At 42.9% G+C, this 26,239-nt stretch carries 16 protein-coding genes; 5 read left to right on the top strand and 11 right to left on the bottom strand.

The genetic code is table 11. The features are described 5' to 3' along the window. Positions 1 to 2: 2 nt before the first annotated feature. The 3 genes from IFO69_RS05495 to IFO69_RS05485 all read left to right on the top strand — a co-directional run bounded on the left by IFO69_RS05495 (position 3) and on the right by IFO69_RS05485 (position 2,470). Positions 3 to 707, top strand: coding sequence for an L-ribulose-5-phosphate 4-epimerase (locus IFO69_RS05495; RefSeq protein ID WP_192009081.1), 705 nt, complete (start codon positions 3 to 5; stop codon positions 705 to 707). A gap of 22 nt (positions 708 to 729) precedes the next feature. Continuing rightward, the gene (locus tag IFO69_RS05490) at positions 730 to 1,896 is read left to right on the top strand and encodes an aldose epimerase family protein (RefSeq protein ID WP_192009080.1); all 1,167 of its coding nucleotides are present in this window, start codon (positions 730 to 732) and stop codon (positions 1,894 to 1,896) included. A gap of 115 nt (positions 1,897 to 2,011) precedes the next feature. Further along, the gene (locus IFO69_RS05485) at positions 2,012 to 2,470 is read left to right on the top strand and encodes an NUDIX domain-containing protein (protein ID WP_192009079.1); all 459 of its coding nucleotides are present in this window, start codon (positions 2,012 to 2,014) and stop codon (positions 2,468 to 2,470) included. 41 nt (positions 2,471 to 2,511) lie between these two features. Here the strand turns inward: IFO69_RS05485 and IFO69_RS05480 are convergent, their stop codons facing one another. Next, positions 2,512 to 3,495: a glycoside hydrolase family 43 protein gene (locus IFO69_RS05480; RefSeq protein ID WP_192009078.1), complete on the bottom strand. Its 984-nt coding sequence runs from the start codon at positions 3,493 to 3,495 to the stop codon at positions 2,512 to 2,514. A gap of 386 nt (positions 3,496 to 3,881) precedes the next feature. On the opposite strand from IFO69_RS05480, the gene IFO69_RS05475 reads away from it, so the two are divergent. Together IFO69_RS05475 and IFO69_RS05470 are read left to right on the top strand one after the other, a co-directional pair. Then, positions 3,882 to 4,424: a DUF4287 domain-containing protein gene (locus tag IFO69_RS05475; protein WP_192009077.1), complete on the top strand. Its 543-nt coding sequence runs from the start codon at positions 3,882 to 3,884 to the stop codon at positions 4,422 to 4,424. Positions 4,425 to 4,667: 243 nt separating this feature from the next. Then, a complete protein-coding gene (locus IFO69_RS05470; RefSeq protein WP_192009076.1) occupies positions 4,668 to 5,702 on the top strand; it encodes an adenylate/guanylate cyclase domain-containing protein in 1,035 nt (344 codons plus the stop codon). Between the two features lie 89 nt (positions 5,703 to 5,791). On the opposite strand, the gene IFO69_RS05465 is transcribed toward IFO69_RS05470, so the two are convergent. The 10 genes from IFO69_RS05465 to IFO69_RS05420 form a co-directional block, all read right to left on the bottom strand. Beyond that, entirely contained in the window at positions 5,792 to 6,844 is a 1,053-nt protein-coding gene (locus IFO69_RS05465; RefSeq protein ID WP_192009075.1) for an NHL repeat-containing protein, read from the bottom strand. A gap of 43 nt (positions 6,845 to 6,887) precedes the next feature. Next, complete coding sequence (locus tag IFO69_RS05460; protein ID WP_192009074.1) at positions 6,888 to 8,408, bottom strand: c-type cytochrome domain-containing protein; 1,521 nt, start codon at positions 8,406 to 8,408, stop codon at positions 6,888 to 6,890. Positions 8,409 to 8,467: 59 nt separating this feature from the next. Then, positions 8,468 to 9,961: a DUF1501 domain-containing protein gene (locus tag IFO69_RS05455; RefSeq protein WP_192009073.1), complete on the bottom strand. Its 1,494-nt coding sequence runs from the start codon at positions 9,959 to 9,961 to the stop codon at positions 8,468 to 8,470. A 20-nt stretch (positions 9,962 to 9,981) separates the two neighbouring features. Further along, positions 9,982 to 12,282: a PSD1 and planctomycete cytochrome C domain-containing protein gene (locus IFO69_RS05450; protein WP_225444016.1), complete on the bottom strand. Its 2,301-nt coding sequence runs from the start codon at positions 12,280 to 12,282 to the stop codon at positions 9,982 to 9,984. Between the two features lie 280 nt (positions 12,283 to 12,562). Next, the gene (locus IFO69_RS05445) at positions 12,563 to 15,508 is read right to left on the bottom strand and encodes a two-component regulator propeller domain-containing protein (RefSeq protein ID WP_192009072.1); all 2,946 of its coding nucleotides are present in this window, start codon (positions 15,506 to 15,508) and stop codon (positions 12,563 to 12,565) included. Positions 15,509 to 15,782: 274 nt separating this feature from the next. Beyond that, positions 15,783 to 17,273, bottom strand: coding sequence for a DUF1501 domain-containing protein (locus IFO69_RS05440; RefSeq protein ID WP_192009071.1), 1,491 nt, complete (start codon positions 17,271 to 17,273; stop codon positions 15,783 to 15,785). A 24-nt stretch (positions 17,274 to 17,297) separates the two neighbouring features. Further along, complete coding sequence (locus tag IFO69_RS05435) at positions 17,298 to 19,622, bottom strand: PSD1 and planctomycete cytochrome C domain-containing protein (protein WP_317173430.1); 2,325 nt, start codon at positions 19,620 to 19,622, stop codon at positions 17,298 to 17,300. Positions 19,623 to 19,652: 30 nt separating this feature from the next. Continuing rightward, positions 19,653 to 20,708, bottom strand: coding sequence for an NHL repeat-containing protein (locus tag IFO69_RS05430; RefSeq protein ID WP_192009070.1), 1,056 nt, complete (start codon positions 20,706 to 20,708; stop codon positions 19,653 to 19,655). Between the two features lie 184 nt (positions 20,709 to 20,892). Then, positions 20,893 to 22,731: a RagB/SusD family nutrient uptake outer membrane protein gene (locus tag IFO69_RS05425; RefSeq protein ID WP_192009069.1), complete on the bottom strand. Its 1,839-nt coding sequence runs from the start codon at positions 22,729 to 22,731 to the stop codon at positions 20,893 to 20,895. A 31-nt stretch (positions 22,732 to 22,762) separates the two neighbouring features. Next, on the bottom strand, positions 22,763 to 25,864 hold the full coding sequence (locus tag IFO69_RS05420) for a SusC/RagA family TonB-linked outer membrane protein (RefSeq protein WP_225444015.1): 3,102 nt from the start codon (positions 25,862 to 25,864) through the stop codon (positions 22,763 to 22,765). Positions 25,865 to 26,239: the final 375 nt, after the last annotated feature.

Here is a 26,239-nt window from a genome sequence, read left to right as displayed (position 1 = left end):
CAATGAGTAAATTTATTGAGCTAAAGAGAGAATGTTACGAAGCCAATATGCAGCTGCCCAAGCTGGATTTGGTGGTATATACTTTTGGAAATGTTAGTGCAGTGGACAGAAATGAAGGCGTATTTGCCATCAAGCCCAGTGGCGTACCTTACGAAAAACTAAAGGCAGAAGATATAGTAATTTGTGATTTTGAAGCTAAGATAGTGGAGGGAGTGCTAAGGCCTTCTTCCGATACGAAAACTCACGCTTACTTGTACAAGGAGTGGGAGCACATCGGAGGGATAGTGCATACGCATTCACTTTATGGAGTTTCTTGGGCGCAAGCACAAATGGACGTTCCTATTTTTGGTACCACCCATGCGGATCACCTGACCAAGGATATTCCGTGTGCCCCTCCCATGGCTGATGAGCTGATCGCGGGAGATTACGAACACATGACCGGAAAGCAGATTTTAGACTGCTTCGCGGAGAAAGGACTGGACTATCAAGAAGTGGAAATGATCTTGGTAGGAAACCATGGGCCTTTTACTTGGGGCAAAAATGCTGATAAGGCAGTTTATAATAGCAAAGTCTTGGAGGAAGTAGCAAAAATGGCTTATCTTACCCTTCAAATTAACCCTAATGCACCTCGTTTGAAAGATGCTTTGATCAAAAAGCACTTTGAACGGAAGCATGGAAAAGATGCCTATTACGGGCAGGGTTGTTAATTATCAATAACTTATAAACTCTATGAACCTATTAAAGTCAAACTTACTTGGCGTGATGGTGCTTGCAGGAGCACTTTCTTTTTACGCCTGTTCCCCAAAATCATCTGAAAATGAAGAGTCTACCTCGGAAGAAGAAGTGGTAGACCAAGTCAGTGGCCTGAATGTTAGTGTTTCCAATGCCACTGTGGAAGGCAAAGAAGCACAAATCTATACCCTGAAAAATGCCAATGGAATCGAAGTGGACATTTCCAATTATGGAGGTGTCATCTCACGGTTAGTTGTTCCTGACAAGGATGGAAAGTTGGAAAACATAGTGCTGCACTATGAGGACTTAGAAGGATACAGCAGCAGTACCAATTATTTCGGATCTACTGTAGGAAGATATGCCAATAGAATTGCCAAGGGTGAATTTTCCTTAGACGGTGAAGCATATACCTTGGCCACCAATGATGGCGAAAATCATCTTCATGGTGGAGATAAAGGTTTTAACAAAGTCTTTTGGGATGCAAAAGTAGTCAAAGATGATTCCAAGGCAGGTTTGACCTTGACCTATGTGAGTGCTGATGGTGAAGAAGGTTACCCTGGTGAATTGACTACCATCGTCACCTTTGAGTTAAACAATGACAATGAGCTGTCTGTGGATTTTGAAGCAGTGACCAGCAAAGCAACTGTCGTGAATTTGACACACCATGGGTATTTTAACCTTAGTGGGTTGAAGGAAACGATCCTTGACCATGAGTTGACGATCTGGGCAGATCATTATACGCCTGTGGATGAGACTTTGATCCCAACAGGAGAAGTGCTTCCGGTCGAAGGGACTCCTTTTGATTTCACGACACCACATAAGATAGGTGAGCGTATTGATCAAGTACCAGGTGGTTATGATCATAACTTTGTCTTGAAAAGTGAAAGCGATGGTCAAATGACCAAAATGGCGGAATTGTATCATGCTGGATCAGGAAGGGTAATGGAGTTATATGCAGATTCTCCAGCAGTTCAGTTTTATAGTGGTAACTTCCTTGATGGTACCATCACCGTAGATGGGGTGACATATGACCAGTATTATGGACTTTGCCTGGAACCACAAACTTATCCGAATTCCCCTAATGAAGAGAGTTTCCCTTCTGCAAGGTTGAATCCGGGAGAAACTTATACCCATAGAATCGAATACCACTTTGGTGTAAAATAAACCGCTTTTAAAACCACCCAACCATAAGCCACAGTAGGGAGATAAATTTCTCCTTGCTGTGGTTTTCTTTTTGAGAAGCTTTAGCTTTGTGCAAGCGTATTAAAGCCAATAAAAAATGGAGTCAATATATCCGGAACCGACCGTAGGAGCGGTGATTATTAACCCTAAAAATGAGATTTTACTTTGTAAATCTGCTAAATGGAACAACCAATATGTGATCCCTGGGGGGCATATTGAAAAAGGGGAAAGGATGGAAGATGCCCTCAAGCGGGAAATCAAGGAGGAAACTGGTCTGGATGTGTATGATTTGAGGCTGTTAAGTATTCAGGAAAGTGTGCTTCAAGATCATTTTAAGGATGAAAGGCATTTTATTTTTATCGATTATACCTGCAGGACAGATAGTTTTGAGGTGGTGCTGAATGATGAAGCGGAAGAATTTGAATGGGTAAAGCCTGAAGAAATCCTGAGTTACGATCTAGGGGGCTTTTGCCGCCGTCTTTTTGAAGAGTGGCTCAATGAAGACAATTCTAACTTTAAGCAAAGTGTCATTTATGGATATATTTCAGGCAAATAAATAAGAAGCAGTACCCGTTTGGATACTGCCTTAATATAGTATTATTCTACAGGCTCCACTCCCTCAGAGGTCATAACGACCCGCTTCAGGGTGCCGTCAGGATTATAGTAGAGATAATCCACACACACTGATCTTCTAAAACTTCCACCATCTGTTGGGATACTGCCATTATGGTAGATGAAGTAGTCCTTTCCTTTGTATTCTATGATGGCTTGGTGGTTGGTATTGCTGTTGCCTGCTACCTCATTGAGAATGCCTTTATATTCCCAAGGACCATTGATACTCTTGCTCATGGCATAGGCCGTTTTTTCAGGGAATTGATAGGCATAGGAAAGGTAATAGTTATCGCCTTTTTTGTGTACCCATGGGGCTTCGGTAAAATTAGGCAATGGAACCTGCATGATTTCACCGTCCAATTCCAGCATATTGTCCTTAAGCTTGGCATAATAGCAAATGGTGTTTCCCCAAAATAAGTGGGCGGATCCATCGTCATCGATAAAGACCGTAGGATCAATGTCGTCCCAACTTATTTTGGCGTCCGTAGTCATGTCATTCGTAATCAGAGCATGTCCCAGGGCGTCCTTCCAAGGCCCTATTGGGCTGTCCGCTACTGCAATGCCAATGGCCTTGCCGTGAATTTCCTTATGGGAAACAGTCACATACCAATAAAATTTCCCATTCTTTTCTATGACTTCCGCAGCCCAGGCATCATCCGCTGCCCAGTCAAAGGTTTCCTTTACATTTACAGCGGCTCTCTCTTTCCAGTTGACCATGTCCGTAGAAGAATAGATCAGCCACTCATGCATTTCATAGAAATTTTTTCTTGGTGGTGCCTGGTCATGGCCGACATAAAGAAACACCGTATCCCCATAAACAATGGCAGCTGGGTCAGCGGTATATTTTTCAGTGATGACAGGATTGCCAGGAAGAGGAGGATTAACTTCAAAACTGGCTTTTTGGGCGGTGGCCTGAAAGGAAAAACCAGCCACAGCTAAGCTTGTAAGCAGAAAATGTTTAATCTTCATGATTAGGGGTTATTTGAAAATAGGGGTTTGTTAATCGAATACCTTTCCAAAATTAGCACAGGAAATGAGAAAATAAAATTTTAAGTGTAAAAAATACACTATAAGTTGTTTTTTTCTTACCAAGATTGGCAAGACTATATCGATTCAATAGAAAGTCCTCAATTTAAGAAGTCTAATTATTTGATTATCAGTATTTTTTCTAGAAACGAAAAGAAAACACAAATTTGAATATCCTTTTTACTCATGAGGGCCAGTTTTGAAATCTTAAAGAGAAGAATTGGCATGCTTTTTTAAATTTTTAATCACCACAAAAGCCTATGGTTTTCACCGAAATCATTAATTTTAATATACCTAAAATGACTTTTGGTAGCACAAAAACACCTGTAATGGAAAAAGCCCTGCAAACAATGATCGATAATATGCCTGAAAAAACAGGCAAATCCCTGACTGAATGGTTGGAGATTTTGAAAGACAAATCCTTTTCCAAACATTCGGAAGCAGTCCAATACTTAAAGAAGGAACATCAGGTGACACATGGTTTTGCCAATACTATCGTGACGCTGTCAAAAGATGAAGCGGCATCCGAAGACGATTTGGTTACCGCCCAATACAAAGGCAAAGAGGAATTGTTGCCGATTTATCAGGCCCTAATCAAATATGTCAAAACCTTGGGAGAAGATGTCACCATCACGCCCAAAAAGGGAAGTGTCAGCATCATTCGAAAAAGACAATTTATCTTGATCAAGCCTGCTACCAAAACCAGAATTGATTTGGGCTTTAAGTTAAAAGATCAGCCCACCACCGAGAGGTTGGGCGATTCGGGCCCTTTTGGGACCATGTGCACCCATCGTGTGCAGCTATTAGAGGTGGCGGAGGTAGATGCAGAACTGAAGGGCTGGATCAAGGAGGCATATGAGAAGTCCATTTGATCAAGGTTTAAAATTTAGAATTATTCCCCATGATTCTTATCTCTAGCACATTCTCGTTTACCCAAGTTGGCAACTCGGATGCTTAAATCCTTATATTATTAATGTGTCCTGCTGGGGGAAGCTTTTCAGATGTACTGATTTAAAAAACCTTTTTAAGAACGGTCACTGGTTTGGGGTGAAAAGTTTTAAAAGTAAATTCAACTAAAAACCCATTTCATTCTCCTCCACCCAAAAAAACAATAAATGAAATTTCGAAACAAACGAAAGTGGGCCATTAAAAGACAGTATATATTGGGGTGGTGTCTGGCCTTTATTTTTTTGAGTATTGTGCGGGGAGAAGGTACGGAGGAGTTGGGCTCGGTAAAATTTGAGTTGGGCAAAGCCATTTGGGTGTCCTTGATCGGTGGGATGATCTTTGGAGCTCTTTCAGGTTTTGCCCAGATTTTAACCGAAAAGCATGGCTATATGAAAATGTCCCTGCAGGGCCTTTTGGCAGCAAGGCTCGGTTATGTCATCTTATTTCTTTGGGCTATGGTTTCCTTGGCCTATTGGATTTTTGGTGAGGAAATCAGCTATTTGGAATTTGCTTTCGAACCGGGAAGCTTTGCCATCTACTTTTATATTGTGGTGGTCGATGGGCTGATGTTTGCCCTTCGACAAGTCCAGCTTTATTTTGGAGGGGATAACCTGTGGCAACTATTTCGGGGAAAATTCTATACCCCAAGGGAAGTAGAACGGATCTTTATGTTTTTGGACCTTCAATCGTCCACCACACATGCCGAAAGGCTAGGGCATATTCAATACAGCAAATTAATTCAGGACTGTTTCAATGACCTGGGCATTGTGGCTGAAAATGATGCGGAGATCTATCAATATGTGGGTGATGAAGCAATCCTCTTCTGGAAGCTAGAGGATGGGCTTAAATACCAAAATTGCCTGAAAGCCTTTTTTAACTTTAAGCAGCAACTGGCGACCAAGCAGGATTATTATCATCGACAGTACGGTTGCCTGCCCCATTTCAAAGCAGGTCTTCATGCGGGTGTGGTGACAATGACCGAGGTAGGGAAATTTAAAAAAGAAATTGCCTTTCACGGTGATACCATCAACACCGCCGCCCGTATCCAAGGCCAATGCAATGTCCTAGGACAAGAACTGTTGATTTCAAGCCTGCTAAAGCAAGACTTGGAAACTAATACTTTCCACTTTGAGCAGATGGGAAGTATTCCTCTCAAAGGAAAAGAAGCTCCCTTGATCCTCTATGCAGTATCTCCAAGCTAAACCGGTTTTTTCTCACCCGATTTTGCAAACGCAATGATAAAAAGGTCCTCGCTGCAAGCGAGGACCAACTTATTTTAATAAGTAATGGTTTAAACCCTTTCCAATAGGATCGGGTAAGTTTTTTCGGAGGCCCACTGGGGGACATAGATATTTTCATCTTGGTCAATGCAAACATCATGGGGATTCATAAAGGTCTGGCCTACATGTTCGCTGACTTGAAGCTTGCCATCTACATAGGTAGGCTTGGTACCACCTGGTGAAGACACCACTTTATTGTCTTTGTCCAAGACCATCACAAAGCCATCGTAATTCTCCCAGCTTTTGGAGACAATCACGGCAAAGTAAAGGTTGTCTCCTTTGATCACCGGACGACAGATCCAGGCACCGGGTGTGGTGATGGTTTCCAAATGTTCACCATTCAGGTTGAAGCGCTTAAATTCCTGGGCTGCACGGGAAGTGACCAAAAGCTCAGGTGTTCCTTTTCGGGTATCCAAACATACGCCATGGGCTTGCTTGACCTGCGCCTCTCCATTGCCTTGTCCGGCAAAGTGACGGATATATTCTCCTTTGGGGGAGTATTGGATGACGTAGCTTTTGCCATAACCATCTGCGACATAGATATCGCCATTGGGGCCGATAGCGGTTTCGGTAGGTTTGTATTGGCTGGGCCCTTCATACATGCCTGTCTCTTTGGGGTAGTCCAATACCAAAAGGATCCTACCGTCCAAGGTCGTCTTAAAAACTTGATGACGGTCATGATCGGTGATATAAAGGAATTCCTCTCCACCTTCTTCATGCAAGGTCAGGCCATGGGCACCCGGGAAGTCATTGCCCCAGGTTTTGAGGATTTTACCGGAGCGGTCATAGAAGATGACATTGTTTTTGGTTTCATTGGTAAGCAGGATCAATCGGCCCTGCTTGTCCTGTACCATCTCATGACAGTCTTTTACAGGGTACTTGGCGGGGTCTTGTGTGCCCCAGTTTTTGTTGACTTTGTATTTGAAGTCACCATGCCCGATGATTTCATCTTCTGGGTTTTTGCTCATTCCAAAATTGATATTGGGCAGTAAAAAGCTGGAGGTTACTAGGGCAGAGCTGGATTTTATAAAATTCCTTCGGTCAACTTGGTTTTTCTTCTTCATGTTTTGGTAATCAATGGCTATTAGCGCTATTCAAAGTATTCAATTATTTGGCGGCAATGACGGTACTGTCATTGAGGGAGTCCAAAGGGACATCAAAGTTTTGGGGAAGTCCATCAGCGATAATGGCCAACTCAGGGATGGCCTTTTGCAGGGAAGATTTTCCATCTTCACTCACTTGGGTCTCCCAAAGGTAGATCTTTCTTAACCTTTTCAGAGCGGTGAGAGGTTCCACACTTTTGTCCGTAATGGCGGTGTTGTACAGGTTCAGGTATTCCAGAAATTCCATTTGGACCAGGTTCTTTACTTCTTCATCCGTGATGGCAGTTTTTTCCAAATGCAACTGGGTCAAGTGGTTGAAGTCTTTCAGGAAGGTGAATTTCTGCCCATCTGCCAAGGCTGCCTTGCCCAGATTAAGCCAAGTGGTTTGCTTGGCCACCTTTTTTAGGGCCTTTATGCTTTCTTCGTTCAGAGGTTGTCCTGAAATCAAATAACTCACTTGGATAAATGGGCTTTCGGCAGAAATAGGAGAAACGGAAAAACCCATATCTTTTAGTGTTTCTACCTCATCTTTAGAAGCAGGCTTGATCTCCATGGCATAAAGAGGGCTCAAGCTGGATTGCTGTGGATTAACCAAGGCATCAAGGATTTCCTTGATATCATCAGGGACTTCCACTTCGGCGATTTTTTTGTCAAAGGAAGCATCATTATTGATCCACCATTCCAGCAGGGCAATTTCCTCTTTGGTCAAGGGCTTTTTACCTTCAGGAGGCATCACATCCTCATGGTCTTTGGGGAGTTTAACCCTTTTGATCAGCTCACTGTGGGCTGCTTGTCCGGGCACCAGTGATGGGCCATTTTCACCCCCTTTAAGGAATCCTTCTTTGGTATCCAGCCTAAGGTTTCCCTTTGTCTTTTCGGCATTGTGGCAGCTTTCGCAGCTGTTGTCCGTGATGGGCTTGATCAGGTCATCAAAGACAATGGCTTCTTCCAGATTGGTAATGGGTTTGCGCTTGCTCTCTGGCTTGGGTGGCATACCCGTCATGGCCCTAAGGCTGTTGGGCATGTAGCGTACCAAATAATCCGAACCATGGGTGAGGTTACCGCCAAGGTGACCTGTCAAGGTCAGGCAAATGACACTGGCCGATAGAAAGGTGAAGTAGGCAGTATTGGCCTGCTTTACTTTTAACACCAAGGCAATAATAGCAAAACCCAAGGTGGACAAGCCCAGCCATAGGTGCCAATCCAAGGTGCTGCCTTGGTATTCCCCACTGAGGGAAAGCAGATAGCCAAAGACCGCGGCACCGACCGAACTCAATATACCCAAGGTCAGGACAAAGGAAACACTTTGTTCCAAATGTTTGAATTTGGGCCACCTCGCCATGACTTCCATCAGGAAAGCAAGCATGATAAAACCAATTGGCAAATGTACGATCAAAGGGTGGAAGCGGCCGATAAACAACCATAGGTCTGAAGTTTCTTCTGCAGCAGCACCCACACCTTGTGCATATAAAATAGGAATGGTAATCAGTTGAAAAATCAATAATAGGTAAACGGTCTTTCTCATGCTTATGGGAATATTGTTATCAGTCGATGAAGATACTATTCAAGGTCATTATAGTTCAATTAGGCAATGATTTTTTTCACCACTTCCCCATGTACATCGGTCAGCCTAAAGTCCCGACCTTGGAAATGGTAGGTGAGCTTTTCATGGTTCAGTCCCAACTGATGCAGGATGGTTGCTTGAAGGTCGTGGACATGTACACGGTCTTTGATACCATAATAGCCAATTTCATCAGTTTCACCATAGGTCATGCCTGGTTTGATACCGCCACCGGCCATCCAAGTAGTGAAAGCTTCCAAGTGATGGTCACGACCTACAAATTTCATTTCTTTACCACCTCGGTTTTCTCTCATCGGTGTTCTGCCAAATTCGCCACCCCATACCACCAAGGTGTCATCTAAAAGGCCTCTTTGTTTGAGGTCTTTCAGTAGGGCTGCAATGGGTTGATCTACCTCATGGCAACGCTCTTTGAAACCATGGTTGATCGCTTCACTCTTAGCAGCTCCGTGGGCATCCCATCCCCAGTGGTAAAGCTGGATAAAGCGGACCCCTTTTTCTGCGAGCCTCCTAGCCAAAAGACAATTGTTGGCAAAGGAGGATTGGCCAGGTTGGGTACCGTACATTTTATGGATGTATTCTGGTTCGTCCTTGATATCCATGGTTTCTGGTACAGAAGTTTGCATCTTAAAGGCCATTTCATACTGCGAAATACGGGTCATGATTTCAGGATCTCCGATCTCCTCAAATTGCTTTTGGTTGAGCTTGTTGATGGCCTGGATGGACTGCTCTCGCAAAGCCTTGCTCATCCCTTTTGGATCAGAAAGATAAAGTACAGGATCACCTTTGGAGCGGCATTGTACCCCTTGATAGACGGTAGGTAAGAATCCACTGCCCCAGATACTTTTACCGGCACTAGGGGTTTTCCCTCCGGATACCAAGACCATGAACCCAGGAAGGTTTTGGTTTTCAGAACCTAGCCCATAAGTGACCCAAGACCCCATGCTGGGCTTACCCAATCGGGCACTGCCGGTTTGGAGCAGCAGCTGGGCAGGAGCATGGTTGAATTCATTGGTGTGCATGGCCTTGAGGAAGGTCATGTCGTCCACACAGCCTGAAAGATGGGGAAGGCGGTCAGACATCCAAGCCCCTGATTGGCCGTGCTGGGCAAAGTTAAATTGAGGGCCGAGCATCTTAGGAGTGCCTTTGATAAAGGCAAATCTTTTTCCTTCCAAAAGAGATGGAGGACAATCCAGCCCGTCCAGTTTTTGAAGTTCAGGCTTGTAGTCAAATAATTCCAACTGGGAAGGAGCCCCTGCCATATGGAGGTAAATAACCCTTTTGGCTTTGGGTAAAAAGTGGGAGGGAAGGGCTCCCATTGGATTATCACTGCTTCTAACCAGTCCTGAGCTGGTGGAGTCGCTTCCACAGCTGGTCAGGGCACTGCCCATTAAGGAACCTAAAGCAATTCCTCCCATTCCTGAGATGCATTTCCTTAGGAATTGTCGACGGGTATTGAGTTCGGCCTGTCTATATTGTTCTTCCTCAAATATATTCATGATATCAGTTGTTAGCGAGTTTAGTTTTTGGTGATGAACTTGTCCAAATTCAATATGGCATTGGCCACCACGGTAAGCGAGTTCAATGCAGGGTCAGTGGTTTTATTGTCCATGTTTTCCAGACCTTCCCCAGTAGTCTCAAAATGAGAATGGGCATTGGTATAAAGTTCCATCAAGATCTTCATGTCTTCTTCTGATGGAGATTGGAAAAGTGCGAGTTCGTAACCATAGATAATTTGATCTTTGGTCTGGTCTGCAGCTTTATACATCTTCTTGGCAACCTCTTGTGCTGCTTCTACAAATACAGCATCATTTAGGGTAACCAAGGCTTGTAGGGGTGTATTGGTGTCGATTCTTCGATTGACACAAAACTCTCGGCTAGGCCCATCAAAAGCCGTCATAGATGGATATGGACTGGTCCTTCTCAGGTAGGTGTAGACGGCTCTTCTGTATTGGTCTTCTCCTTTGCTTTTTTCCCATGAACTACCATTGTATACGGCTTGCCAGATACCTTCTGGCTGGTATGGCATCACGGAGGGCCCGTACATTTTATCACTCAACAAGCCACTGACCGCCAAGGCCTGATCCCTGACTTGCTCAGCAGATAGCCTCACCCTTGGTGCCCTGGATAAATAGTCATTGGCAGCGTCCATTTTAAGGGTTTTCGGGCTTACCTCTGAGGATTGTCTATAGGTGGCTGACATCACGATTCTTTTGATCAATGCCTTCAGGTGCCATTGGTCTTTTTGCATCCATTCGATGGCCAACCAGTCCAATAACTCGGGATGGGTAGGCTCAATTCCCTGAGAACCGAAATCTTCTTGGGTTTCCACGATGCCTTTTCCAAATAACTGTCCCCAGATCCTGTTGACCGTCACCCTAGCAGTTAATGGGTTTTCTTCACTCACCAGCCATTTGGCCATGGCAAGCCTGTCAGGTTTGGTATTGGATTCCAAATTGGGCATGGAGCCAGGCACACCTGGAGTCACTTCCTTCCCATGGGTAGTCCAGTTTCCTCTTTCAAAAACAAAAGTTTTCCTTCTTTCTTCCTCGGGAAGTTCCTGCATAATCGGTAAGGTGTATTGCTTGATTTCATTGAGTTCTGCTTCTTTTTCTTTGATTGTAGAGGCGAACTGGTAATTCACTTTGTGGGATTTGACTGAGTCTATCCAGTTGAGAAGCTTTTCCCTTTTTTGGTTATCCACCTCGGTATATACTGGTATGACAGGTTTTTCAACGGGATAACTGTCTTCATCGGCGGTGTTATTGAAAAAGGCATAAAACTCATAGTATTCATCATGTTTTATGGGGTCGTAGGGGTGACTATGGCATTGGACACAGGCAAAGGTGATACCTTGCCAAACTTCCCAGGTAGTGTTTACCCTGTCCAAAACTGCAGCAACACGAAACTCTTCATCATCAGTACCTCCTTCATCATTGGTCATGGTGTTTCTGTGGAAACCTGTGGCGATCAATTGGTCTTTGCTTGGGCTGGGCAATAAGTCTCCGGCCAACTGCTCTATGGTAAACTGATCAAAAGGCATATCTTGATTAAAGGCTTTAATGACCCAGTCCCTGTATTTCCACATATCTCGATGCATATCTTTTTCATAGCCCTTGGAGTCAGCATATCGGGCCAAATCCAACCACATGGAAGCCCATTTTTCTCCAAATTGTGGGGCATCCAAAAGTTCATCCACTAGACTTTCATAATTCTCCAGTGAAGGGTCATTATTTAGTTTTTGGACCATCTCTGGAGTAGGCGGAAGCCCAATAATGTCAAGGGACAGTCTTCTTGCCAAAGTGTTGGCATCAGCCTGTGGAGAAGGAGAAAGCCCTTTCTCTTCCATTTTTTCCAATACAAAGTGATCAATTGGATTTTCTTCCCATTCTTGTAGGTCAGCCTTAGGCAATTCAGGTTTTTCTGGTGCGACAAATGACCAATGGTCTTCCCATTTCGCGCCTTGGTTGATCCATTTTTTTAGAATATTGACTTCATCTTTGCTAAGTGCTGGACCTTCTGGAGGCATCCGCTGCTCTGGGTCATCCTCCAAAATCCTTTTGATCATCTCACTTCCTTCTGCATCACCTGGAATGATGGCAGGATGTCCGGATTTAGTGGCTGCCAAAGCTTCAGATTCAAAAAGCAAACTAAAGTCACCAGATTGTTTTACCCCTCCATGGCAAGTAATACACTTGCTGTTTAGGATAGGGCGGACTTCAGCATTAAAGTCCACTTTTTCTTCTTGATGATCACAAGATGCTATACTCAGCATTCCTGCATAAATTAAACAAGTCAGTACGATTAAATATCTTCTCATATCATGGGAAAAAGATGCATGTTTTTTTTACAAACGGTCTGCTACACATTGATGAAAATGGCATCAGGTCAAGTCATTTTAAAATTTGAATGATCAAGATTAGCCACTCTCGTTACCAAGCTCGATATCCAATTTTCATCAAAAGAAAAGGACTTACCTTGCCTGATGTTGACAGTTTATATATAAGAACAAATATGTTTAATTTTCCCCTTCAATGCTTTCCTTATTGTCCCAAATCACTTGTTTATTTGTTCCAAATGTACTTTTTGGGAGCTTTTGGTTAGGAATGGCTTGTTTGCTTGGTTTTTCTTTTGTGTTGGGTCATTAATTCAGAAGGAGATTGTCCGAACCTTGATTGGAAGGATTTACTGAAGTGAGAAGCTGATTTGAAGCCGGACATTTGGAATACTTCCGTGATGGTAAATTGACAGGTGGTTAAGAGCTGATGGGCTTTATTGAGTTTGATTTCTTTAATAAAGGAAGAAACTGTTTCCCCATTGTTTTCTTTGAATTTTCTGTAAAGCTGGGTACGACTGGTTCCTAGTTCCCGACTCAGCATATTCACATCAAATGATTCCTCCTGAAGGTGGTCCAAAACAATGGCTTTGGCCCTTTCAAAGAAGTCATCTGATGACTCTTCCTTGCTTTCCAATGATCTTATTTCACCTTCTTCCAAAACTGGTCTTGGGACTGGGTGTTTTTGAGGTACAATAATGTCGGGTTGAGAAAGTTTTTGTTTGGTGATAAAGATAAAAGCACCTGAAAGGACTAAAAGGATAAATAAACCTACCAGCCAAAAAGAGCTAAAATAGGAGCTTCCCGGGACTTTGATTATGATGGATCGGCCATTTTCATTCCACAAACCATCATTATTGCTGCCTTTGACTGTAAAGGTATAACTTCCAGGTGGTAAATCGACATAGTTGGCCGAAGTATGGGTAGTATATGTCCAGTCTTCATCAATCCCTTCTAATTTATACGCATACTGGTTTTTTTCAGGCTTGATATAGTTCAGACTGGCAAAGGACAAACTGAAATCATTGCTGCCTTCTGGAAGTATGATCTGTTCCATTTGGTTGATTTCCCTTTCCATTATCCCCTTGGTTCCCTGTGGGACTTTTTTATTGTCAATGGATAAACTGGTCAGCACAATGGGAGGAATGTTGGGGTTGGTCTGAAGGCTGTCAGGATGAAAGGAACTCAAGCCTCCCAAACTGCCTAAGAAATAATGTCCATCTTTACTTTCGGCCACCGCTCCTCTGGAAAAAACACTATTGGGCAAACCGTCTGTAGGTGTATAATGATTGACAATGTTGATGGAGTCATTGTTAAGTTTACAGCGAAATAAGCCATTGTCAGCCGTAACCCATAGGGCCTCATCAATGAAAAACAGGTTGCTGATTTGTTTTTGGGCAAGGGATCCACTTGGGATTTGGATGAATTTTTTCTCCTCCAAACGCCAAATTCCCGCTTGCTGAGTGAAGATCCAAATTTGTCCTTTTGGGTCTTCTGTTATTCCATTTATGTTAAAGTTTTGATTGGGAGACTTTGGAAAAGGCAGGAAAGAACTAGGGTAAGCTGACGTGTTTTCGATCTGGTAGATGCCCAGGTTGGTGGTAGCCAGTAAGTTCCCATTCTTATCTTCCAGTAAGCTTGAGAAGGTTTCGTCTCCTTCTCCTTTTAACTGAATGATTTTTTCAGGACTTGCCTTGAGATCTTTCAATACAAAAAGTTGTTCAGCAGTGCTGATCCATATTTTATTTAATTGGTCGATCACGATGGATATGATATTAGTTTCCTGTGCATTAGTAAGCGAAATATCGATATTGCTAAACTGGCCATTGGACCTGTTGTAGGTGGCCAATCCGTTCAACTGGGTGTTGAGTAATAAAATATCTTTACCATTGAATTTTGAAATGGAAAGGATGGTGTTATCCATCAATGAACCCTTTTGGTTGCTTTTGAGAAAGTGGGTAAACTTTTCACTTTCAGGGTCAAATTGGTTCAGTCCACCGCCGTTGGTGCCGATCCAAACCAGTCCACGATCATCAGTCAGTAAAGCGGTGACATGATCAATGCTCAACCCCTGGTCATTAATTGGGTTTTGCTGATAGGTAATGAAATTACTAGGGTGGTTATCATAGATATTTACTCCGCCATTGCTGGTTGCTATCAGTATTTGTTTTTCTTTGGTGATAAAGTCGGTCAGTACACTGGCGGTGTTTCCTTTGAGGTTGATTTGTCCCTTGGTATTGTACCTGACAAAGGTATCCGTATTGCGGTTATAAATACTCATTCCGCCTTGCATTCCACCAATAATCAGGTTCCTATCCATATTTTCTGTGATGGAATAGATAGAGTTGGTAGCAAGGCTTCCTCTGTGACTCCCTTGAGAATAATGTTTGAAAGTATGGGTGCTTTCATCAAACCTGTTCAGTCCATTTCTGATGGTGCCTATCCAGATGTTTTTATAGCTATCCTCAAAAAGGGAAATGATGGTGTTTCCACTAAGACTTTCGGGATCTGAAGGTTCATGTTTGAAATTGATGAAAATATTCTTTTCGGGTTCAAAAAGGCTAACACCCGAATAGTTGGTTCCAACCCAAAGCCGTCCTTTGGAGTCCTGAATGATTTGATTGACACTGTTGCCACTCAGGCTGTTAGGGTTCCCCTCTTGATGGAAATAATTGATGAATTGATCAGCATCCGCATCATATTGGGAAAGCCCTTCATTGGTTCCAATCCAAAGGTTTTGGGACTGGTCAAGAAACAGTACTTTAATGTTTTTTCCGGGAATGGAACTTGAGTCATTGGTTGCTGGTAAGTACCTTTTAAAGGTGTTGGTGTTCCGATCAAACTTGTTGAGACCATATTTAGTCCCAACCCACAAGTTGTTTTTTCCATCTTCGATGATGGCATTCACCTGATTGCTGGATAAGCTGCTTTCATTTCCGTCCTGATATGAAAAATGAATGTATTTTTGCCCATCAAATCGATTGAGCCCATTGGCTGTACCAAACCAAAGAAAGCCATAATGATCCTGATAAATGGATTGAACTTCCACATCGCTCAGGCCTTCCAGGGGCAATTGATACAGGTTCAGGTGTTTTTGAGCTTGGACTTCGAAACTAAAAAGGAAGAATAAACAAAAACACCATTTTAGTACAGAAAGAACCGCAGCCTTTAAGTAGGGAGAAGAGGATGTTATTTGTTTCTTGTTGCTCATGTATATTTGGGCTTTGCAAAAGCCATTTCAACTTTCATGATTTTGAAGTGGAGTCACGCGTGTCAAGATAAAAGCCCTTGGTCAAATCAGTCCAATCAAACGCCTGTGACTTACACTACAAAAAGGTTGATATAGCAATTTAACAAAAATATATTATAAGCAAGTCTCGTATGGGGTTTTCGATAGTTAATATAAGTATTTTTCTTTTGAAAACTTTCTTTTTCTATTAGTTGGGAATAAAGTCTGTAGTACTGAATAATCCCGTTGCGAATATCTAGGCAATGATTTTTTCGACAACATTTCCATGTACATCAGTTAGCCTAAAGTCCCTACCTTGAAATTGGTAAGTCAATTTTTCATGGTCCATACCTAAAAGGTGAAGTATGGTAGCTTGTAGGTCATGAACGTGGACGCGGTCTTTAATTCCATAATAGCCAATTTCATCTGTTTCACCATAAGAAAGGCCAGGCTTGACACCACCACCAGCCATCCAGATGGTAAAGGCTTCCAAGTGATGATCCCTGCCTTGAAATTTCATTTCTTTCCCGCCACGGTTTTCGCGCATGGGTGTTCTGCCAAACTCTCCGCCCCAGATCACCAAGGTATCATCCAACAATCCTCTTTGCTTCAGATCTTGTAGCAGTGCGGACATGGGCTTGTCCACCTCCTGACAGCGGTCATTGAAGCCGTGGTGGAGGGATTCTTTTTGGTTGGAGCCATGGGAATCCCAACCATAATGGTAGAGCTGTATAAAACGTACACCCTTTTCAGCCAACCTTCTTGCCAAAAGGCAGTTGTTGGCAAAGGATGATTTGCCAGGTTCCGTACCGTACATTTCGTGGATATATTTCGGCTCATCCGAAATGTCCATGGTTTCGGGGACAGACACTTGCATTTTAAAAGCCATTTCATATTGTGAAATTCGGGTCATGATTTCTGGATCGCCCACTTCCTGATATTGCTGACGGTTAATATCATTGATGATGTCAATGGTTTTTTCTCTCAACTCCCTGCTGACTCCCTTTGGGTCAGAAAGATAGAGTACTGGGTCACCTTTGGACCTGCACTGTACTCCTTGGTAAACAGTTGGGAGAAAGCCACTTCCCCATATACTTTTACCCGCACTAGGGGTTGTTCCACCTGATACAAAAACCACAAAGCCCGGTAGGTTTTGGTTTTCAGATCCCAGCCCATAAGTGACCCAAGAACCAATACTTGGCTTGCCTAGTCTCGCGCTGCCAGTCTGCATCAAAAGTTGGGCAGGAGCATGGTTGAATTCATCAGTGTGCATGGCCTTTAGAAAGCTCACATCATCTACATTTTGGGAAAAGTAAGGTAAGCGGTCAGATACCCAAGCACCAGATTGGCCATATTGCTTGAACTGATATTGAGGGCCTAACATTTGGGGTGTGCCTTGAATAAAGGCGAACCTTTTTCCTTCCAAAAGGGAAGGAGGACAATCAAGTCCGTTGAGTTTCTGTAGTTCAGGTTTGAAGTCGAAAAGCTCCAGCTGTGATGGGGCTCCAGCCATGTGCAGGTAAATCACCCTTTTGGCCTTGGGGATAAAATGGCTGGGCAAGGCTTTCATGGGATTGTTCAGGTCAGCCATTTGACCTGTTGGATCATTGCTGCCACAACTAGTCAATGAACTTCCCAAAAGTGAACCAAGCGCCAATCCTCCCATACCTGAGAGACATTTTTTTAGAAAATGTCTTCTTGTATTCAGTTCTGCATTTTTATAAATAACTTCTTCAAACAAGTTCATGACAGGGTGTTTAGAGTTTTTTGCTTAATCTTTTGTAATGAAACCGTCCAAATTAAGGATGGAATTGGCAACCATGGTCAGGGCATTGATAGATGGATCTGTTTCTTGCTTTCCTAAGTTTTCCAGTCCTTCACCATTGGCCTCAAAATGTAGGTATGCGGTCTGATAGAGCTCTTTCAAAGAGTTGAGCACTTGAGGCTTCGGCTGCTTGAACAGGGCCAATTCATAACCTTCTTTCAGCTGCTCATCCAATGTGCTGCCAGCAGCTTTCATTTTGAGGGCCAGGGCCTGTGCCGCTTCCACATAAACAGGGTCGTTCATGGTCACCAAAGCTTGTAATGGCGTATTGGTACGAATCCTTCGGTTGACGCAAAACTCACGACTGGGGCTATCAAAACTGACCATGGATGGATAGGGGCTTGTTCTTCTCCAATAAGTATAAATTCCTCTTCGGTGCTTGTCATCACCTTTGCTTTCTATCCATTTTTCTGGGTTGTTGATGACTTGCCAAACACCATCTGGCTGGGGTGGCATTACAGATGGCCCAAACATTTTTTTGCTGAGCAAACCACTCACAGCCAGAGCTTGGTCCCTGACTTGCTCGGCAGTCAAGCGCACTCTTGGGCCACGGCTGAGCCAGTAATTGGCGGCATCTTTATCCAAGGCCTCTTTGCTAAGTTCGGAGGACTGGCGATAGGTGGCCGACATGACCATCATTTTCAGCAATGGTTTAAGTTGCCAATGCTGCTCCTTCATCCAGTTGACCGCCATCCAGTCCAAAAGTTCAGGATGGGTAGGCTCAAACCCTTGTGAACCAAAATCTTCTTGGGTCTCTACAATGCCTCGTCCAAATAATTGGGCCCAAATTCTATTGACTGTTACCCTAGCGGTAAGTGGGTTGTCGTCACTCACAATCCATTTGGCCAAGCCTAAGCGATTATTGGGTAGGGTGTCTGAAAATTTAGGCATGGAACCAGGGACTCCAGGTTGTACTTCTTTGCCATGTTCCATCCAGTTGCCCCTTTCAAAGACAAAGGTTTGTCGTCGCTCATCAGCTGACAATTCTTCCATGACAGGCAAGGGGTCGGGTCGAATGGATTTTAATTCGGCTTCTTTTTCTTCGATTTGATGGGCAAATTGATAATTGGTTTTTGGAGATGCACTCTTTACGGAGTCAATCCAGTGTAGGATATTTGCCCGTTCTTGCTCTTCGATTTTGGTATAAACAGGCATGGTTGGGCTGTCTGTCCAGGTGTCGGCATCTGACGTATTGTTGAAGAAGGCATAGAATTCATAGAACTCTTCATGTTTGATAGGGTCATAGGGGTGACTGTGGCATTGCACACAGGCAAATGTAATGCCTTGCCAAACTTCCCAAGTGGTGTTGACCCTATCCAGGACTGCTGCCACCCTAAATTCTTCATCGTCGGTACCACTTTCATCATTGGTCATGGTGTTACGATGGAAGCCAGTGGCGATCAATTGATCCTTGTTTGGGTTTGGAAGCAAGTCACCTGCAATCTGCTCTATGGTAAACTGATCAAAGGGCATGTCAGCATTGAAAGCATCAATAACCCAGTCTCGGAATTTCCACATAGGGCGGTGACGGTCTTTTTGGTAACCTTTGGTATCAGCATATCGGGCTAGGTCCATCCACATGGCTGCCCAGCGTTCACCGTACTGTGGACTGGCCAATAGCTCATCAACCAATTCTTCATATGTCGTCAATTCAGGACTTTCTTCTAATTTTTTTACCATTTCTGGTGTAGGCGGGAGCCCCGTCAAGTCTAAGCTCAGTCTTCTTGCCAGGGTCGCTGCGGGAGCTTGTGGAGAAGGTGATAGTCCTTTTTCTTCCATTTTCTCCAACACAAAGGCATCGATTGGATTATCTGTCCATCCTGATTCGCTTATTTCGGGGATTTCTTTATCCGTTGGCGGAATGAAAGACCAGTGATCTTCCCATTTGGCTCCTTGATTGATCCATTTTTTTAAAATGTCTATTTCCTTGGGATCAAGTGGTGGGCCTTCCGGTGGCATCCTTACCTCGGGATCTTCATGGAGAATTCTTTTGATCATCTCACTTTCATCGGCATGGCCAGGGACGATGGCAGGCTCACCTGATTTGGTGGCGGCTAGTGCCTCGGATTCAAAAAGTAAACTGAATTTTCCGGATTGTTTTACACCTCCATGGCAGGAAATGCACTTGTTATTGATGATTGGCCTCACTTCGGCATTAAAGTCCACTTTTTCATCTTCCTGATCATTACAGGAAAGACCCAAAACCAAAATGGCCATGGCTCCTGTAAAGCCGAAGGGAATGATTCGTTTGAAGGACTTAAAGTTGATCACGGTTAGAATCGGTTATTTAAATAAACTATACTATACTCTTTCAAGTTGTACAGGGTAGGTGTGCTCAGAGTTCCATTGAGGGACGTAGATGTTTCCATCATTGTCGATACATACATCATGAGGGTTCATAAATGTGTGGCCATCGTAAACTATGGTTTGCAGTTTGCCATCAATGTACTCGGGAGCAGAGCCTCCAGGTGCAGAGACAACTTTGTTGTTTTTATCGAGGACGACGGTGAGTCCATCATAATCTTGCCTGCTTACGGTACGTAGTACAGAGAAATATAAGTTTTGTCCTTTGATCACTGGCCTGTTGATCCAACAACCAGTTACAGGAACAGTTTCCAAATGATTACCATCCAAAGTAAACCTTTTGAATTCATGGGCCAATCTGGAAGTGATGATCAATTCTGGTTGGTCAGTTTTTCGGGTATCTAGACAGATACCATGGGCTTGTTTGAGGTTGCTTTGATCTTCCCCTTTGCCTCCGAAATGGCGGATATATTCACCTTTTGGAGAATACTGGGTGATGTAACTTAATCCATATCCATCTGCTACATAGATGTCTCCAGTGGGACCAATAGCAATTTCGGTAGGGCGGTATTGTTCTGGCTTCTCATAGACGCCAGTTTCTTTAGGATAGTTGAGTGTCAGTAGGATTTTACCATCCAATGTGGTTTTAAAGACTTGGTGTCGGTCATGGTCAGTGATATATAGGAACTCTTCACCTCCCTCGTTGTGTAAAGTTAAGCCATGGGCGCCAGGGAAATCATGTCCCCAAGTTTTAAGCACTTTTCCTGAACGGTCATAGAAAATAATATTGTTCTTTGTTTCATTGGTCAGGAGAATCAATCTGCCTTTTTTATCCTGAACCATCTCATGGCAATCTTTGACAGGGATTTTTGTAGGGTCTTGATTACCCCATTGTTTTTTTACACGGTACTTAAAATCCCCATGCCCAATGATTTCTCTTGCAGGATCAAGGGCTTTTCCAAAATTGATATTGGGAAAGAGAATCCCTGTGGCCATCAACAGAGAGCTGGATTTAAGAAACTGTCTTCTATTGTTGTTATTTTCTTTTGACATGGTAGTGGTCTATAGTATATTAGGTCTTTAGACCTTCAAATTAATTTTTTTAATAGCTTATTACAATATAACTAAGATGTTTTATGTGAGCGGCATTAAACCTGATCCACTATTAAAATGAAAACACTCCATCGGCCTGAATAAAATTAAGCCAATGGAGGTTTCAAGTTTATGATTTGATGATTTATTCTGTTTCCTCGATAGTGGTTAGAGGAGGTATATTATTTTCAAAACCAGCATATCCTTCGTTTTGATTGATTCTTCCTCTGGTGTTTGAATTAATGGCATCAGCAGGAATTGGCCATAGCACGTGGTAGGGACTTAGTGTATAAGTGTCACCATGGATAGTGAATACGCCCTTGTTGTAATAATCTGTTTTTTCCATCATGCGATCATAATAGAAGTTATCATCAGCAAAGTTGTCTTCACTGTAAGACTTTCCGTTATACGCCGCTTTTCCGGTTTTGGCGAAGATGTAGGAAATTCTTGTCAGCTCCGTTTTCCTGGGTTCTTCATAAAATAACTCTCGCGCTCTCTCATCCAAAATGGTCCCAATGTTGATGTCTGAAGCTGTATAAGGATCACATTTAGCACGGGTTCTAACCGCGTTTACATCGGCTGCGGCGTTTTGTAAGTCTCCTTTCCAGTAATAAGCTTCTGCACGTAAAAGGTAGGATTCGGCCAATCTGAAAATATACCAATCACTATTTCCCCCTCTTGGTTGCAGATTTTCCGGATCTGGGATAAAAACTTTATAATGCGGCCAATCGAACCAACTTCTAATGGTGTCATTCAGAAGAACAATACCTTGGTCATTTCTCATTTGCAGCGGCTTTCCGTAGTAAGGATCACTATCTTTGATATTAGGATTGTTGTATACCAGGTCTTCCATAGTCATCCAGTTGCCAGGAGCGTGTCTCAGGTCATTTTCATCATCCCAGATCATGCTTTGATGGTACCATGTTCCTCGGAGTCTACCGATACCTCTGCCATAAGTAGACACCTGATCTATGGCAATATTAGCACCATCAGAAGTACCTTTATTTCCTGTAGGGGTGTTGATATTAGACCCCCAAAATGGAACGGCCTGTCTCATAGAGCTCATTCCATCAGAATTTCCATCCACATTAATTCTATCCATTACCATTAAGATTGCCTCCTTATTGGCTGAAATGGACTTGTTCTCGGGTCTATGAAGATCCCAAATTACATTTCGATCTGGATAATTGTCTACCGCACCAAATCTCTCTGTCATGAGTTCATAGGTTCCTCCGTCAATCAGCCTATTGGCCACAGCAATGGCATCATCAAACTCACCAAGGGCAAGGTTGACTTTGATTAATAAATGCTGTACTGCGCCTTTGGGAACCCTGCCCCTGTCCATATAATCTGGAACATATTGCTCCGCAAACTCTAGGTCTTCTTTGAGCTTCTGTAAAATGACATCTCTGTCAGTGGAATAGAAGTCCAACTTTGGGCTGTTGATTTCTTCCAGTATCAAAGGGACATCACCAAATTGGTGCGTAAGTCGATAATACCTCATGGCCCGATGGAAATAGGCTGTGCCAAGTATATGATTTCTCTCATCTTCAGATTCATAATCTTTGGGTTCGTCTATACGTGATACGACCACATTGGCATACTTGATGCCTTTAAATCCTTCATACCAATACCACCCGATGCGGTTGGTATTAACACTGTTAAGGTTGGCATCAGGAGTGATAAGTTTGTTCATATCCTGTGCAGGTCCTGATTTGTCAGTGGTTCCTTCTACCGCCACCTCTGAAAAGATATGTTCTGTCAATATAGGTGCTCCATCCCCAGTAAGTTCATGCCTGAGGTTTCTTTCACAGGCCACCATAGCCCCCCAAAGTCCGCTGGCTTCATTGAAGGTGTTTTCTGGAGCGTAAAATGAAAGTGGCTTAGGATCCAGCCATTCTTCACTGCAACCAGTGAATACCAAGGCGCCAGTAGCCATTATAGCCAAAGATTTATAAAATGATTTATATTTTTGAATATTCATTGTTAGTTCATTTGAGTGAAAAGGAGTTGGATTACAGCGTCAGGTCTACACCCAGCGTCATATAGCGTGGTGTTACACCACTGTTTTCTGGATCAAACCAATCCCATTGTGGTGCATAGTAGCCTATGTTTCTCACGTTGAAGTAGAACCTTACATTTTCGATTTTTGCTTTTTCAACCAAAGCCTTTGGCATGGTATAAGCAAAAGAGATGTTTTCAAATCGGATAAAAGATCTTTTGCGGTACACGTCAAAGGGTACTCCCGCATCATCAGATGCTAACCTAGCCCATTCATTGTTTGGGTTCTCTTCTGTCCAATAAGGAGTGACATAGGAGTTTCTTCTGTCCAAAAAGCTAGCCCTATTTTTTAGGTTGTTAAATGATCCATCATGTCCCCAGTAAGAATAAAACATGAAAGATAGGTCGAAGTTTTTATACTTAAATTCATTTCTTAAACTCCATCGGAATCGTGGCTCAGAATAACCCAGAAATTGTTTATCGTCGATTTCCGTAAATTGGCCATCTTGATTAACATCTATAAGTCTATAGTCACCAGGCTGCAAGTTATATTCCTCCGCTTGGTCTTCTTCGCCCAATTGCCATATACCATCGGTTTTGTAGTTCCAGTTTCGGTCTATGGCTTGGCCAATAAACCAGCCGTTTTCATAATCATCAAGTTCATTGCCTTCTTCATCTGTGTCACCATAAAGACTTACTATTTCATTGCGGTTTAGCTGAAAATTGGCGTGTGTTCTCCATGAGAAATTTTCCCTTTGTATATTGGTACTGGATAGAGAAAGCTCAAAGCCTTTGTTATCCACCTGACCCAGATTGGAATAAACCCAGTTGAATCCTACAATGTCTGGAAGACTTCGCTCCACGAGAAGATCTTGGGTGTACATTTTGTACATTTCCAGCGTTCCGTCAATTACACCATTGAAAAGTGAGAAATCTAATCCTAAGTTGATGGAATTGGTCCTTTCCCATTTAAGGTTAGGATTACTCATTCGGTTGACATAGAGTTGATTGACCAAGTATAGTTCTCCACTTTGGTTCTGGTAGAAGTATTTGCCGGTATTAAGGTCAGAAAGTGCCACATACCTACCGATATCACGATTTCCATTGCTACCATATGATAATCTAAGCTTTCCATAATCTAACCAGTTAAGATTCACGAAATTTTCATCAGAAAAAGTCCAAGCTACAGCAGCAGAATAGAAAGTGGCTCTTGGGTTACTTTGGCCAAAAGCCGAGTATCCATCTCTTCTCACTGAAAGCGTGGTAGAGTATTTATTATCATAAGTATATAAGAGCCTTCCCATAAGCGCATCCCCAGTAGAGTATTCATCGTTACTGGAGATAGTGGGCAAAATACCTGAATCTATTTTATGATAGCCTAAACGATCATGGGGCTGGAAACCTTCATTGTTCATGGTATTGTCCCAACTTTGGTACTTTTCGGCATTGGCCAAGAAAGTGGCGTTGAAGTCATGGATATCGTTGAAAGTTTTCTTCCACGTTAGGATATTATCGATCTGCCAGTAATGGGTTTTCATTTGTCTTCTAGATGCCAGACCTCCTTCTCTGCCCCAATCTTCATGTTCGGATGATTGGTGATTATACCTTTCATAGTAGGTGAAACGAGGAGTGAAATTGGTTCTGAAATTAAACCCAAATGGTAACTCTATGGAGGCATAAAGAGTGGAGTTGAGGGTGAAATTTTTGTCCAACCTGTCAATATATTCTCTTGCATAAAGGGGGTGGCGTCCTCCACTTTGTTCTTCGTTTGGACGGAATCTTAATGACCCATCTTCATTGTATTCACTCCCCCATGGTGATAAATCCGTGTAGTAACCTAATCCGTCAGGTATTCCGTTATCATTGTAGCTGCCCGTCCCAGCTGGTGCACTACTTTGGTCTTGATATGCAAATTGGGTGTTCATCCCTACTGTCAGAAAATTGGTGATTGTAGCTTCTAGGTTCAAGCGGCTTCTGATCGTTTCAAATTCATCGCCTATTACGACACCTTCGTTGTTCAGGTATCCTAATGACCAGTAATAGGTGATGTCATCCCCTTGGCCAGACATGCTTACAGTATAATCCTGTCGCAGCCCTTTTTGAAATAATTTGTTGTACCAGTCTACGGATTTACCTTCCTTATAATTGGCAATCTCAATAGGTTGAAGCCCAATTCTCTGAAGCCAAACGGTCTCTGGATCACCAGTAGAGCCATCATATGCCATCCATTCCTCCACAGAAATATCAGGAGGAAGGGTGGATGGATTAGAAAATTCATAAGGATCAAAGCCACCAGCATTGGCACTTTCAAATACATCGGTTCTCCAGTCAAGGAAAGCTTGTGGACCATATACTTTTTCCTCAGCAGCGATTGAAGCCACTCCGACGTTCGAGTTTATTTTGATTCTGGGTTTTCCTTTCTTTCCTTTTTTGGTGGTGATCATGATGACACCATTTGCGGCTTTGGCTCCATATACTGCTGCTGAACTGGCATCTTTTAGGACTTCCATGGATTGGATGTCATTTGGATTGATGTCCGCTAGTTCCCCGTAATAAATGGCTCCGTCCAATACTAAAAGAGGGCTGGTGCCGGCATTTAAGGAAGTCCTTCCCCGTACTTGTAAGCTTCCGCCCCCTTTGGCAGTAGTGCTGAGACCTACATTCAGTCCTGCTACGTTACCCCGGAGAATATCTTGTACCGAGTTGGGGTTTTCGTTTTCCAATTTGTCTGCCACTACAGATGATACTGCTCCCGTAATATCTCTTTTAGTGGCCGTACCGTAGCCTATGACTACCACCTCTTCCAAATCGGAAACGTTAGAAACTAAGGTTACGTTGATGATAGATTGATTGGAAATAGAAATTTCTTGGCTTTCATATCCGATAAAGGAGAAGATCAATGTGCCCTCTTTTGGAACTTCGATTTCATAGTTTCCATCGATATCTGCCGAGGTACCAGAATTGCCGCCTTTAAGGAGAACGGTGGCTCCTGGGATAGGGTCTCCATTCTCTTCTGTGATTTTTCCTGTCACTTTAGCTGATTGAGCCCAAGCTGCCCAATGTAGGCATAACAGGAACATACAGAGACTGATAGTCTTCAGTAGTTTTGTTGTCATAATTGTAGGGTTTAATGTTAAATATTATTAATGAAGCAGAAAAGCAATCGAAAATCTGAAAGGTTGATAGTTTTAATTAATGATAAGATATCAGAATTAAAAGCTGTTTGTATTGGTTTTTGGTTATTTAGATTCTGCTTTAATCGTAAAATCAGGAATATAATTACACGTGTCAAGTGGATGGTGTGAAAAACTTACGGAATCGATTGCGTAACTTACGCATGAACTAAAAGAGAAGGTTTTTTACTAAAAATATAGGTGTTAAGGTCTGGAGACTCTTGGTTGTGAAAGGGAATGAAACTTTTTTAAATCAAAAAGCGAAAATGAGTGGTAGAAGTGACTTTTTAGATGGGTATAATTAAGCCGTTTTTAATA

It is taken from the genome of Echinicola arenosa, assembly GCF_014841125.1.
GTDB lineage: Bacteria > Bacteroidota > Bacteroidia > Cytophagales > Cyclobacteriaceae > Echinicola > Echinicola arenosa.
Note: the sequence above shows the minus strand (reverse complement) of the source record. Positions and strands in the feature narration are given on the sequence as shown.